We start from the raw sequence: 12,504 nt of genomic DNA, 5'->3' as shown, positions 1-12,504 counted from the left end.
ATGGCCGGACACGATCCCGATCGAAAGATCGAGGTTATAGCTTACTTATAATCGTCCGGGTTTGGCGAGTCCGTCGGCTTGGCAAACTCGTTCTTCAGCTCGGCCGAGATCGGCGTGTTGAGATTGAGGCCCTTCGGCGGGATCTTCTGCGTGAACCACTTGTCGTAGATCTTCTGGCCCTCGCCGGAGGTGTAGAGCGCAGCGGTCGCCGCGTCGACGACCTTCTTGAAGGCCGCGTCGTCCTTGCGCAGCATGATGCCGTAGGGCTCAGGCTTGGAGAACGCGTCCTTGGAGATGACGTAGTCATCGGGCGACTTCGAGCCGGCAACGAGGCTCGCGAGCAGGATATCATCCATCACGAAGGCGACCGCACGGTCGGTCTCGACCATCAGGAAGGCCTCGGCGTGGTCCTTGGCCGGAATGATGTTTGCGCCGAGGCTTTTTGCAACATTGGCCTCGGTGAGCTGTTTGATGTTGGTGGTGCCGGCAGTGGAAACCACCGATTTTCCCTTGAGGTCGTCAATCGCCTTCAGGCCACTCGACTTCTTGAAGACGTAGCGGCTGGCGGTCAAATAATGGGTGTTGGTGAAGGCAACCTGCTTCTGGCGCTCGGCATTGTTGGTGGTCGAGCCGCATTCGAGATCGATGGTGCCGTTCGCCATCAGCGGGATCCGGGTCGCCGAGGTCACCGGATTGAGCTTGACCTCGAGCTTGTCGAGCTTGAGCTCCTTCTTCACGGCGTCGACGATCTTGTAGCAGATGTCCATCGCGTAGCCGATGGGCTTCTGGTTGTCGTCGAGATAAGAGAACGGGATCGAGGAGTCGCGGAAGCCGAGCGTAATGGCGCCGGTGTCCTTGATGTTCTTGAGCGTGCCGGTCAGCTCCTCGGCCCCGGCCTGGCCGACGGCGAAGGTCGCGGCGAGCGCGAGGCCGATGCTACGGAAATGTTTCACGTTTTGGTCCCCTTTCAGGATGATGCCGGCGGGATGCAAGCACAAATTGGGTTGGAATAGAATGTGACTTTTGGCTGGATCGCGGCTCCGGTTAACGGCTCAGGCCGGCGGGCGGGCGCGTTAGCGGGCTTGTTAGCGGGCTTGGCAATTCCCCGAGATCCCAGAACAGGCCGGCCATCACCGTCAAGGCCTCTTCGGTCAATGGCAGCAGGATGTGCTCATTGGGCGCATGCTGGGAGCAGCCGGGATAGGAGTGCGGCACCCAGATCGTCGGCAGGCCCAATATCTCGGAAAACACGTCATTGGGCAGCGAGCCGCCGAAATTCGGCAGCACCGCCGGCACTTTGCCGGTGGTCTCCTTCACCGAATTGGCCGCCCATGCGATCCAGGGGCTGTCGAAATCGGTGCGCGATGCCGCGAAGCTCTGTGCGGCCCGCACTTCGACCATCGGAAAACCCCTTTCGACCAGATGCGCACGGACGGCTTCGATCAGGCCGTCGACCTTGGTGCCGACCACGAAGCGCAGTTGCAGCACGGCATTGGCGTGGCCGGGAATGGCGTTGGCCGGCTTCTCGATGTTTCCCGACGACATCGCCAGCACTTCGAGCGTGTTCCAGGCATAGAGCCGCTCGGCCGCCGAAAGACCCTCCTCGCCCCAGTTCTCGGCCAACGCCGGCTCGTCCTCGGTCGGCACCACCTGCACGTCCGCAAGATAGCTTCGGATCTGGTTGGTGAGGCGCGGCGGCTTCAGCGCGTCCAGCTGAAGGCGACCGTGGCCGTCGACCAGCGTCGAGATCGCGTTGACCAGAATGGTCGCGGGGTTGGCGAGCACACCGCCCCAATTGCCGGAGTGATGACCGCCGTCGCGAACGTTCACATCGAGATGAATGCGGATGCCGCCACGGCAGCCGAGGAATAGGGTCGGACGGTCGGCGGACAGGCGCGGCCCGTCGGAGGCCACGAACAGATCGGCCTTGAGTGCATCGCGATTGAGATCGCAGACCTTGCCGAGATCCGGCGAGCCGATCTCCTCGCCCATCTCGAGGATGAACTTGGCGTTGAAGCCGAGCTTGCCGCCGCGGGCCTCGCGCACCGCGCGGAGTGCCGCCATGTTGATGCTGTGCTGGCCCTTGTTGTCGGCGGTGCCGCGACCGTAGAGACGCGTGCCCGAAACCGTGGTGCGCCAGGGATCGCGGCCGTCGCGCCACTCGCCTTCCATCCCGTCGACGACGTCGCCATGGCCGTAGATCAGCACGGTCGGCGCCGCCTCACTTTCGTGATGTTCGGCGAACAGGAACGGCGCCTTGCCGCTGGGAGATTCGATCATCCGGCTTTCGAAATCGAGCGCGGCAAAAGCGGGCACCATCTCCTGTTCCAGATAGGCGCGCAGCTCGACGCTCCGGTTCGGATTCTGGCTCTCGGTCTGGTAGGCGACGCGGCGGTCGAGTTCGGCGAGGAACGCGCCCGATTGAAAATCGTCACGGGCGCGGGCGATGGCATCGGCTCTGGTCATTATTTTCTTTTTTAGGTTGCGAGGCGAAGGAGCATACCCGATACGGGCAGGCCTCCGAAAGTGGCGGGGACTTCGATAGTCTTGGGATTTCGTTCTTGCTCTCTTGAGATTGGCTTGCCAAGCGCGGCAGCGCCGCTGATTTTGGCCTTGCCAACGTCGCGCTATATGCAAGAACTTCGCCAAGTTCGGGCGCAGCTCTATCATTCGAAGAGCGCCCGGTACAGGGCGCCGGGGGACCATCATGGCCAAGCAGATCAGGCTCAATGCATTTGCGATGAATTGCGTCGCGCACCAATCACCGGGCTTGTGGACCCATCCGCGCGACCGCACTGCCGAATATAACCGCCTGCCCTATTGGATCGATCTTGCCAGAACGCTGGAGCGCGGCCGTTTCGACGGACTGTTCCTGGCCGACGTGCTCGGCGTCTATGACGTCTACGGCAACAGTCCTGACGCAGCCTTGCGCAACGCAGCCCAGTCGCCCTCGAACGATCCGCTGCTGCTGCTGTCGGCAATGGCCGCCGTGACGCAGAATCTCGGCTTCGGCGTCACCAGCAATCTCTCCTTCGAGCCGCCCTATCCGTTCGCGCGGCGGATGTCGACGCTCGATCATCTCACCGAGGGGCGTATCGGCTGGAACGTCGTCACCGGCTATCTCGACAGCGCCGCGCGCGGCGCCGGCAAGGACAAGCAGATCGGGCACGACGACCGCTACGAGATCGCGGACGAATATATGGAGGTCGTCTACAAGCTCTGGGAAGGGAGTTGGGAGGACGACGCCGTGCTGCGCGACCGCACGCGCGGCATCTTCACCGATCCCACAAAGGTCCATCGCGTCAACCACGAGGGCGCGAACTACCGCATCAACAACACCATCCACCTGAGCGAACCGTCGCCGCAGCGGACGCCCGTGCTGTATCAGGCCGGCACCTCGCCGCGCGGACGGCAGTTCGCGGCACGGCACGCCGAATGCGTGTTCATGTCGGGGCCGTCAGCCAAGGTGATCGCGCCGCGCGTATCGGCGATCCGTCAGGAGGCCGCCGCGTTCGGCCGCAATCCGGCGGAAATCCTGATGTTCTCGATGATGACGATCATCCTCGGGCGGACGGAAGCCGAAGCGAACGAAAAATATGCCGACTATCGCCGCCACATCAGCCCGGAAGGCGCGCTGGCGCTGATGTCGGGATGGACCGGAATCGACTTCTCCGGCTACGAGCTCGATCAGCAGGTGCGCCATGTTCAGAACGATGCCGGCCGCAGCGCACTCGATAACGTCACCCGCGCCGATCCCGATCGCGTCTGGACCGTGCGCGACGTCATCGAGCATGTCGGCGTCGGCGGCGCAGGTCCCGTCGTGGTCGGCACGCCGGAAATGGTCGCGGACAAGATCGAGGCGTGGTTCGAGGCGACCGATGTCGACGGCCTCAACGTCGCCTTCGCGATCTCACCCGGCGATTTCGAGGACATCGCCGACATGCTGGTGCCGGAGCTGACGCGACGCGGGCGGTACAAGGCGGAGTACGCGCAGGGCACGCTACGCGAGAAGCTGTTCGGCGAGGGGCGGGCGCGGCTAGGTGCGCCGCATCCGGCGGCAGGGTTCAGAGTGGGGAGAAAGGGGTAGCGCCGCTAGGTACGCTGTCATGCCCCGGCTTGACCGGGGCATCCAGTACGCCGCAACGTCTCGACTCAATCACCGCCGCCTCTGGAATACTGGATCACCCGCCTTCGCGGGTGATCACGACTGATAATGTGGCGGCACCAATGCCGCAGGTGACGCTGCCCTACAGCTTCCCGTCCACCATCACCTCGATCAGTTTCGTCCCCGGCCGGCCAAACGCCGACGCCAGCGTCGCCTTCAACTCTCGGGGATCGCTGACTTTGATTGCCTCACATCCCAGCGCCTTAGCCACGCCCGCGAAATCCACCGGCGGATCGACAAAATCCATGCCGACGTAATTGTCGTCGCCGTGGAAGGCGAGCAGGCGCTGCTTGATGATGCGGTAGCCGCCATTGTTGGCAATGACCACATTGAGCGGCAGCTTGTGATGCGCCGCTGTCCACAGCGACTGGATCGAATACATCGCGCTGCCGTCGCCGGAGAAGCAGACCACCGGGCGATCGGGATTGGCGATGCTGGCGCCGACGGAGGCCGGCAGGCCCCAGCCGATGCCGCCGGAGGCAAGGCCGTGATAGCCGAAGCGATCGCGGTGCGCACGCAAGGCCTTGATCTGGCGGCTCGAGGTGAGGCCTTCGTCCACGAGGATGGCATTAGCGGGCATGGCCTCGACCATTTGCAGCACCAGCCAGTCCGGATCGATGGGGCTGCGGTCCGCGGCCTTGCCGATCTGCTCGACCAGCGCGGTGCGCCGCGCGGTCCAGTTCCTCGGCGCGAGTTCGGTCAGCCGTTGCTTCGCGCGGCTCGCCAGGGCAGCGCCGCCCATCTCCTTCAACACCGGGATCAGCGCGCGCAGCGTTTCCTTCAAATCCGCCTTCAGCGCGATCTCAGCCCCGTAGTTCTTGGCGATCTCCCAATCGCCGAGGCCGATCTGCACGATGCCAAGGCCCTCCGGCAGCGCGTCGACCTCGCTGTAGACCGACATCCGCAAGGGATCGCCGCCGAGCGCGATCAAGAGGTCAAAGGGCGCAAGCGTGTCGCGCGCGACTTTCTGGACACGTGCCAGCGTGCCGACGAAGCTCGGGCTCTCCGAGAGGAAGTGCGAGCCATAGGGCGTCGAGGATTGGTAGGCAGCCGCGCCGAGTAGTTCTGCGAGTTCGGCGGCCTCCATCAGCGCATCGCTCTTGACCACTTCGTCCATGGTGACGATCACGGGACGCTCGGCCCTGAGCAGTCGGGCGGCGAACGCCTTCAGTGCCTCATCCGATGGCCTTGTGCGAGCGTCAATGCGGGTGGAGCGACCGAGATCGATCCCTGCCTCGCTGTTGAGGATATCGCCGGGCAATGAAATGAACACCGGCCCGGTCGGCGGGGTGGTTGCGACTTTTGCGGCGCGGCGCACGATGCGCGGCAGATCCTCGAGCCGCGTCACCTCGACCGCCCATTTCACCAGCGGCTCGGCCATGCGCACCAGCGGCCCATACAGCACCGGCTCCATCAGTCCGTGGCCCTGCTCCTGCTGGCCCGCGGTCAGGATCATCGGCGTGCCCGTGAACTGGGCGTTGTAGAGCGAGCCCATCGCGTTGCCGAGGCCGGGCGCGACATGGACGTTGCAGGCGACCAGCTTTCCGGAGGCGCGGCTATAGCCATCCGCGATCGCCACCACCAGGCTCTCCTGCATCGCCATCACATAGGCGAGGTCAGGGTGATCCTTCAGCGCATGCATGATCGGCAGCTCGGTGGTGCCGGGATTGCCGAACAGATGCGTGATGCCCTCGTCCTTGAGCAACGCGAGAAAGGCGGAGCGGCCGGTGATCTTGTTCTTCATGTTTCCTCCAGAGGCCGACGTTGCCGCAAGGCAAAAAGCATGATGGCCGAAATCGCGGGAGGCGCGCAAGGAAGCGCGGTCATGGCTGCGTTGCGTGGGACAGCGCTACATCTCCTCGCGCCCCAACTCGAACGGATCCTCGCCGCTCGCCCGCTTCTTTTTTTTCGAGCGCTGCCAGACCACACCGGGAAAGCCTTTCAGCGGCACCAGCGGCTCGCCGGTATAGGTCCATTCCTGCAGCTCTTCGATCGCGACGTGATAGAGCGGCTGGCGGCCGGTGCGTTCCCTAAACAGCGCACGGGGGATGTTGACCATATGCGGCCCGCGCGGGCGCTCATATGCGATCGGCGTGCCGCAATGCGCGCAGAAGCTGCGCGCGGTCTTCGTTGCCTTGTCCTCGTAGCGCGTCAGCGCCGTCTTACCTGCGGTGATGCGAAACCGCTTCTTCCAGCTTCCGACATAGGTTGCATAGGCGGCGCCGTGGGCGCGACGGCTGGCGGCGGAGTGATCGTGCCAGGCCCAGCGTGCGGGAACGTCGATCTCGAAGGTAACCCTGCCGCAGAGGCACTGGCCGGTGGCTATACCTGCGGCGGCTGCGGCTTTGGCCATTGTCTCTCCTCTCGTCATTGCGAGCGCAGCGAAGCAATTCAGAGTCTTTCCGCCGAGGCAGTCTGGATTGCTTCGCTGCGCTCGCAATGACGGAGTTCGTGGTGTCAGTCGGGGCAACACAATAACTCTGTAGCCCGGATGAGCGAAGCGACATCCGGGGAGACCAGAGCTTGAGTGAACCCCGGATATCGCTTTGCTCATCCGGGCTACAGCAGTGTCAGACCGGCGTCAGTTCGTCGTACGCGGGATAATCCGTATAACCCTTCTCCTCGCCACCGTAAAACGTCGCACGGTTATACGGCGTGAGAGGGTAATCGTGCTGCAGGCGGAGCGGCAGATCGGGGTTGGAGATGAAGATGCGGCCGAAGGCGATGATGTCAGCATGCCCCTCCGCAATGGCGGCGTTCGCGGTCTCGCCGGTAAATCCGCCGGCGGTCATCAGCACGCCGCTGTAGAGCGGGCGGAACAGCAGCATCGCCGACGGCACGTTCTGCCAGTTGACTTCGGCGCGCCCCGAGCCGCTGGAGCGCGGTTCGATGAAATGCAGATAGGCAAGACCGAGCTTGTCGAGCGCGTTGACCACGTGCGTGTAGAGCGGCATCGGATCGGGCTCGCCGGAATCATTGGCGATGCCGTGGGGCGACAGCCGCACGCCGACGCGGCCCGCGCCCCAGACGTCGATCGCGGCCTCGGTCACTTCGAGCAGAAGCCGCGCGCGGTTCTCGATCGAACCGCCATATTGATCGGTGCGCTGGTTGCTGCGTGATTGCAGGAATTGCTCGAGCAGATAGCCGTTGGCGCCGTGGATCTCGACCCCGTCGAAGCCGGCGGCCAGCGCGTTCTTCGCACCCTGCCTGAAGGCTTCGACGATGCCCTTGACTTCATCCGTGTCCAGCGCGCGCGGCGTCTCATAGTTGGAGATCTTGCCGTCGGCAGTCATCGCCTTCATGCCTTCGGCCTTGATCGGGATCGCGGAGGCCGAGACCGGCAGCTCCCCGCCGTGGAAGGAGGAATGCGAGACGCGGCCGACGTGCCAGACCTGGAGAAAGATGATGCCGCCCTTGGCGTGCACGGCGTCGACCACCTTGCGCCAGCCCGCGATCTGCGTCTCCGAATAGATGCCGGGCGTCGCTGGATTACCGCGGCCGTGCGAGAGCACGGGCGAGGCCTCGGCGATGAGCAGGCCGCCTTGGGTGGCGCGCTGGCCGTAATATTCGGCGTTGAGCGGCCGCGGCGAAAAGCTCTCGCGCTCGGCCCTCATGCGCGTCAACGGCGCCATCGCGACGCGATGCGCGAGCGTGTACGGACCGACCTGCAACGGTTGAAACAACGCCTCGAATTTCATGCTGGCCTCGAATGGCGAAGGAAGGATGCGCATCATTTAGCGAGGGGCGGCTACCGAGAGAAGGCGCCGCCCCTGCAAAAGCAGATATTCCCTCCCGCGGAACGCGGGAAAGACCAGTGTTACGCCGTCTTGATCCACACCGCCTTCACGTTGAGATATTCCTCGACGTGCTGCTTGCCGGATTCGCGGCCGTAGCCGCTCATCTTGTAGCCGCCGAAGGGCACGGCCGGGTCCATCGCCTGGTAGCAGTTCACCCACACCGAACCGGCACGGAGCCTCTTCGCGACCGCATGCGCCTTGCTGACGTCCCGCGTCCACAGGCCCGAGCCGAGACCGAACGTGGTGGCGTTGGCGCGCTTGACCAGCTCGTCCATGTCCTTGAACGCGATCGCCGAAATGACGGGACCAAAGATCTCCTCCTGCGCGATGCGCATATTGTCCTGGACGCCCGCGAACACTGTCGGCGAGACGAAGAAGCCTTTTGCAAGCGCGCCTTCGGTGACGCGGCCACCGCCGGCAAGCGCCCGCGCGCCTTCCTTTTGGCCGATGTCGAGATAGCTGGTGACGCGCTCGAGCTGTTGCTCGGACACCAGCGGTCCGATCTGGGTGTTGGGATCGAGGCCGTTGCCGACCTGCAGTTTCTTGCCGAACTCGGCCACGCGGCCGACGAACTCCTCATAGATCGACTGCTCGACGAAAAGCCGGGTGCCGGCGCTGCAGATCTGTCCCGAATTGGCGAACACCGCCATCGCAGCGCCCGGCACGGCCGCATCGAGATCGGCATCCGCGAACACGATGTCCGGCGACTTGCCGCCGAGCTCGAGCGAGACGCGCTTGAGGTTGCCGGCCGAGGCGCGGATGATCGACTGGCCCGTGACATGCGAGCCGGTGAAGGCAACCTTGTCGACGTCGTGGTGTGCGGCAAGCGCCGCGCCCGCAGTCTCGCCATAGCCAGGCACGACGTTGATGACGCCGGGCGGAACGCCCGCTTCCATCGCGAGCTCGGCGATGCGCAGCGAGGTCAGCGGCGCTTCTTCGGCCGGTTTGAGCACGACGGTGCAGCCGGTCGCGATCGCCGGACCGATCTTCCAGATCGTCGCAGTCAAGGGACCGTTCCAGGGAATGATGGCGCCGACGACGCCGATCGGCTCCTTCAGCGTGTAGGAGAAGATTTCGCCGGGCAGCGAGTTCTCGATGGTCTCGCCATGGATCGCGGTGGACTGGCCGGCATAATAGCGCAGCATGCCGACGGCGCGCAGGCGATAGGCACGGGTACGGCTGAGCGGCGCGCCCATGTCGAGCGTGTCGAGCTGCGACAATTCGTCGAAATTCTTCTCGACGAGGTCGGCAAGCTTCAGGAGCAGATTCTGCCGCTCGAACGGCTTGACCTTGCTCCAGGGCCCTTCGAAGGCGCGGCGAGCGGCAGCAACTGCGCGATCGATATCTTCCTTGTCGCCCTCGGCCACTGTTGCGAGCAGTTCGCCGGTCGCGGGGTTGTGGGTCTCGAAGCGCTTGCCTGAGGCAGCATCGACCCACTTCCCGTCGATCAGCATCTGCTTGTAGGATCCGTTGGCGAATGGATGGCGCGTGATCGGAATAGCCTGCGACACAGCCATGGCTGAACTCCCTGTCAATGATTGATTGGTTCGATCTGGGTGGGATCGTTGGTCGATAGACTACTGCGATGCCGGACAGGCGTAAAGTAGAGGCGTAGAGTCGGCGCGGAACGAACACCTCCCATGCCGACTTGTGCGGGGTCGCGCGAGTGCCATGTTATAGCACGACCGAGCCCCTCCCCGGAGACCGATCCATGCCACATCCCGCGATCATCAAAGACAATGTTGCCGTGATCACCGGTGGCGCGTCCGGCATCGGATTCGCCGCCGCCGCAGCCTTCGCGCGAAACGGCGTGAAGGTGTGTATCGCCGATGTGGATCAGGCGCGGCTGGCGGACGCCGCGACAAGACTCTCATCCCTCACGTCCGCCGCACATGTGATGACCTTCGCGATTGACGTCAGCAAGGCCGAGAGCGTGATGGAACTGGAGCGCGCCGTCCACGAGCGCTTCGGCGGCACCGACATCCTCATGAACAATGCGGGCATCCAGCCCGGCAGCACGCTGTTCGGCGAACCCGACAACTGGCAGCGCATCATCGGCGTCAACATGTGGGGCATCATCAACGGCTCGCGCATCTTCGCGCCCAACATGATCGCGCGCGGCAGGGCGGGGCTCATCATCAACACCGGGTCGAAGCAGGGCATCACCACCCCGCCCGGCGATCCCGCCTACAACGTCTCCAAGGCAGGCGTGAAAGCTTTTACGGAAGCGCTCCAGCACGACCTGCGCAACACTGCGGGTTGCCGCATCACCGCGCATCTGCTGATTCCCGGCTTCGTCTTTACGGGCCTTACCGCGAAGGGCCGCACAGAGAAGCCGGCCGGCGCCTGGACGGCCGAGCAGACCGTGAATTTCATGTTGGCGCGGCTGGAGGCCGGGGATTTCTACATTCTGTGCCCGGACAACGACGTCCCGCGCGCGCTCGATGAAAAGCGCATGCTGTGGGCCGCCGGCGACATCGTGGAGAACCGCCCGCCGTTGTCACGCTGGCACCCGGACCATGCGGATGCATTCGCGAAATTCGTGAAGGGGGATTAGGCGTTTTTCCTTCTCCCCTTGTGGGAGAAGGTGGCGCGAAGCGCCGGATGAGGGGTTGCATCCGCAAATTCAGGAGCAGTGTCTCTCGCAGAGAGAAACCCCTCGCCCGTCTCGCCGCTATGCGGCGAGCCACCCTCTCCCACAGAGGGAGAGGGCGAAGAAACCTACAGCGTCTCTTGCTGATGCCCGCAATTCTTGCAGGCGAACTTGATGCGGGTCTGGCCCTTTGGCGCCTGCACACGGTTCGGGGCGCCGCATTTACCACAGACGGCCTCGATGCGAGTATCGCCCTGCTTGACGACGACGGTTTTCTTTTCCATCGATTCGCGGATCAGGCGCTCGGCCTCCTCACGCAGTGATTGTTTCGACAAAGCTCGTCTCCGCCATAAATGCGGGCGAGGCTTATCCCACCTGCGGCGAAATCACAATCCGAAACGGCTGCTCAGACCTCGACAATCACGTAGCTGTCCTCGACATGCACCGGAAAGGTCTCGGCAACATACGGGCCTTTCTGGAGTTCCTCGCCTCGCTCCACCGCGACCGGATATGACCTAATCTTGACGCGCTTCGGGTCGAACCAGGATTGGCCGTTGCGCATGTCGAACTCCCAGCCATGCCAGGGACAGCGCAGCATCTCGCCGACGCGCGAGCGCTGATAGATGCCGGGCTCGGGCGAGGTCAGTCGCGCGACACAGGCCGCTTTCTCCAGCGGCGCGCCTTCGTGCGGGCAGCGGTTCAGCAAAGCGAAGAACTCGCCATTGACGTGGAACACGACAATGTCGCGGCCGGCGACATCGACGACCTTGTTGCCACCGGGTGGGATCTCCGAGGTGGACGCGACGATGTGACGGGCCATCCGTGCAGACCTTCTCAGAACTTGTAGACCGCGCGGGCATTGGTGCTGAAGATCTTCCTTCGCTCGGCCTCCGTCAGTGGCGTCTTGAACGCAAAGCGCGGATCGTCGAAATCCCAGTGCGGATAGTCCGACGAGAACAGGAGACGGTCGATGCCGACCCATTCGATCAACGAGCGCAGGTGCCGGGCTTCGTCAGGTTCGTCGATCGGTTGCGTCGTGAACCAGAAATGCTCGCGGACATATTCCGACGGCTTGCGCTTGAGATGCGGCACCTCGCTGCGAAACCGCTCAAAATGCTGGTCCATTCGCCACACCGCGGACGGGATCCAGCCGAAGCCGCCCTCGATAAAGACAAACTTCAATTTCGGAAAACGCTCCGGCACACCCTCGATCACGAGGCTGGCAAGCTGCGCCGCAATGGTGTGCGCGTTGGACTGGTGCTCCTCGACATAATAGGACGGCCAGCCGCCACCGGTCGGCGCATGCCCGCCATAGCCGCCGACATGGATGCCGAGCGGCAGGTCCAGTTCTTGGGCACGCTCGTAGATCGGCCAGTAGCGGCGGCGGCCCAACGGCTCGTTGGCGCGCGGCGAGACGTTGATCTGGACGTATTCGCCGATTTTCGCGCAGCGTTCGATCTCGGCAATGGCGAGATCGACGCCGTCCTGCCCGACCAGGATCGAAGCCTTCAGGCGCGGGTCGCGATGCGACCAGAACGCCAGTTGCCAGTCGTTGATGGCACGCTGGATCGCGGCGCCGAATTCGAGGTTCTGCTGCGAGAAGATGAAGAGATCGAGCACCTGCAAAATCCCGAACTCGACATCGAGCGGATCGAGATGCTGCTTCTGCATGAAGGCGAGATCCGAACCGGGCGGCCCGCCGGTCGGCGGCCAGGCATCGCGCCGCGCGATCAGCGGCGAAGAGCGCGGATAGGGCGTGGTGAACAGATAGGGCGTGCGCAAATGGCTGCCATATTCCTTCAGATGCTGCTGCCAGCGCTTTGGCAGAAACTCGTTGAGATCGTCGAACGAATGCAGGCTCGGATGAACGTCGCAATCGACGATGCGCAGCCGCGAAGCGGCAGGCTTTTCGTCTTCTCGTAGTGGGCGGTCGATGACGTCACTCATGC

Annotated in this window: 11 protein-coding genes; 2 read left to right on the top strand and 9 right to left on the bottom strand. The window is 63.7% G+C overall.

Annotated features, from left to right (window positions below):
• Positions 1–41 precede the first annotated feature (41 nt).
• Together ACFQX9_RS10465 and ACFQX9_RS10460 are read right to left on the bottom strand one after the other, a co-directional pair.
• Positions 42–953 carry an amino acid ABC transporter substrate-binding protein gene (locus tag ACFQX9_RS10465; RefSeq protein ID WP_026232521.1) on the bottom strand — a complete coding sequence of 304 codons (912 nt, stop codon included), beginning with the start codon at positions 951–953 and terminating at the stop codon, positions 42–44.
• Positions 954–1,044: 91 nt separating this feature from the next.
• Positions 1,045–2,466: a M20 family metallopeptidase gene (locus ACFQX9_RS10460; RefSeq protein ID WP_085350151.1), complete on the bottom strand. Its 1,422-nt coding sequence runs from the start codon at positions 2,464–2,466 to the stop codon at positions 1,045–1,047.
• A gap of 241 nt (positions 2,467–2,707) precedes the next feature.
• Between ACFQX9_RS10460 and ACFQX9_RS10455 the strand changes: the two genes are divergently transcribed.
• Positions 2,708–4,087, top strand: coding sequence for an LLM class flavin-dependent oxidoreductase (locus tag ACFQX9_RS10455; protein ID WP_018453378.1), 1,380 nt, complete (start codon positions 2,708–2,710; stop codon positions 4,085–4,087).
• Positions 4,088–4,247: 160 nt separating this feature from the next.
• Here ACFQX9_RS10455 and ACFQX9_RS10450 read toward each other — a convergent pair whose 3' ends face one another.
• The 4 genes from ACFQX9_RS10450 to ACFQX9_RS10435 all read right to left on the bottom strand — a co-directional run bounded on the left by ACFQX9_RS10450 (position 4,248) and on the right by ACFQX9_RS10435 (position 9,479).
• Positions 4,248–5,909 carry a thiamine pyrophosphate-binding protein gene (locus tag ACFQX9_RS10450; RefSeq protein WP_377788224.1) on the bottom strand — a complete coding sequence of 554 codons (1,662 nt, stop codon included), beginning with the start codon at positions 5,907–5,909 and terminating at the stop codon, positions 4,248–4,250.
• A 105-nt stretch (positions 5,910–6,014) separates the two neighbouring features.
• Positions 6,015–6,518 (bottom strand): GFA family protein, encoded by a 504-nt coding sequence (locus tag ACFQX9_RS10445; RefSeq protein ID WP_085361237.1) that lies wholly within the window; start codon positions 6,516–6,518, stop codon positions 6,015–6,017.
• Between the two features lie 217 nt (positions 6,519–6,735).
• A complete protein-coding gene (locus ACFQX9_RS10440; protein WP_377788220.1) occupies positions 6,736–7,863 on the bottom strand; it encodes an alkene reductase in 1,128 nt (375 codons plus the stop codon).
• 119 nt (positions 7,864–7,982) lie between these two features.
• Positions 7,983–9,479 (bottom strand): aldehyde dehydrogenase family protein, encoded by a 1,497-nt coding sequence (locus ACFQX9_RS10435; RefSeq protein WP_085361236.1) that lies wholly within the window; start codon positions 9,477–9,479, stop codon positions 7,983–7,985.
• 194 nt (positions 9,480–9,673) lie between these two features.
• Here ACFQX9_RS10435 and ACFQX9_RS10430 point away from each other — a divergent pair, with 194 nt between their 5' ends.
• Positions 9,674–10,519, top strand: coding sequence for an SDR family NAD(P)-dependent oxidoreductase (locus tag ACFQX9_RS10430; protein WP_085361235.1), 846 nt, complete (start codon positions 9,674–9,676; stop codon positions 10,517–10,519).
• Between the two features lie 164 nt (positions 10,520–10,683).
• On the opposite strand, the gene ACFQX9_RS10425 is transcribed toward ACFQX9_RS10430, so the two are convergent.
• The 3 genes from ACFQX9_RS10425 to ACFQX9_RS10415 all read right to left on the bottom strand — a co-directional run bounded on the left by ACFQX9_RS10425 (position 10,684) and on the right by ACFQX9_RS10415 (position 12,502).
• Positions 10,684–10,890 carry a hypothetical protein gene (locus tag ACFQX9_RS10425; protein WP_007615092.1) on the bottom strand — a complete coding sequence of 69 codons (207 nt, stop codon included), beginning with the start codon at positions 10,888–10,890 and terminating at the stop codon, positions 10,684–10,686.
• A gap of 71 nt (positions 10,891–10,961) precedes the next feature.
• Entirely contained in the window at positions 10,962–11,375 is a 414-nt protein-coding gene (locus ACFQX9_RS10420) for a Rieske (2Fe-2S) protein (protein WP_027565497.1), read from the bottom strand.
• Positions 11,376–11,389: 14 nt separating this feature from the next.
• Positions 11,390–12,502 carry an amidohydrolase family protein gene (locus ACFQX9_RS10415; protein WP_085385450.1) on the bottom strand — a complete coding sequence of 371 codons (1,113 nt, stop codon included), beginning with the start codon at positions 12,500–12,502 and terminating at the stop codon, positions 11,390–11,392.
• Positions 12,503–12,504: the final 2 nt, after the last annotated feature.

The sequence above is a fragment of the Bradyrhizobium sp. GCM10028915 genome (assembly GCF_042666195.1).
GTDB classification, from domain to species: Bacteria; Pseudomonadota; Alphaproteobacteria; order Rhizobiales; family Xanthobacteraceae; genus Bradyrhizobium; species Bradyrhizobium canariense_D.
The sequence above is the reverse complement of the archived record's forward strand: the minus strand, read 5'-3'. Positions and strand labels throughout refer to the sequence as shown.

Excerpts from the sequence above, each read along its gene's own strand:
- ACFQX9_RS10460 (WP_085350151.1), bottom strand. The coding sequence starts at position 2,466 with ATGACCAGAGCCGATGCCATCGCCCGCGCCCGTGACGATTTTCAATCG.
- ACFQX9_RS10455 (WP_018453378.1), top strand. The coding sequence starts at position 2,708 with ATGGCCAAGCAGATCAGGCTCAATGCATTTGCGATGAATTGCGTCGCG.
- ACFQX9_RS10450 (WP_377788224.1), bottom strand. The coding sequence starts at position 5,909 with ATGAAGAACAAGATCACCGGCCGCTCCGCCTTTCTCGCGTTGCTCAAG.
- ACFQX9_RS10445 (WP_085361237.1), bottom strand. The coding sequence starts at position 6,518 with ATGGCCAAAGCCGCAGCCGCCGCAGGTATAGCCACCGGCCAGTGCCTC.
- ACFQX9_RS10440 (WP_377788220.1), bottom strand. The coding sequence starts at position 7,863 with ATGAAATTCGAGGCGTTGTTTCAACCGTTGCAGGTCGGTCCGTACACG.
- ACFQX9_RS10435 (WP_085361236.1), bottom strand. The coding sequence starts at position 9,479 with ATGGCTGTGTCGCAGGCTATTCCGATCACGCGCCATCCATTCGCCAAC.
- ACFQX9_RS10430 (WP_085361235.1), top strand. The coding sequence starts at position 9,674 with ATGCCACATCCCGCGATCATCAAAGACAATGTTGCCGTGATCACCGGT.
- ACFQX9_RS10420 (WP_027565497.1), bottom strand. The coding sequence starts at position 11,375 with ATGGCCCGTCACATCGTCGCGTCCACCTCGGAGATCCCACCCGGTGGC.
- ACFQX9_RS10415 (WP_085385450.1), bottom strand. The coding sequence starts at position 12,502 with ATGAGTGACGTCATCGACCGCCCACTACGAGAAGACGAAAAGCCTGCC.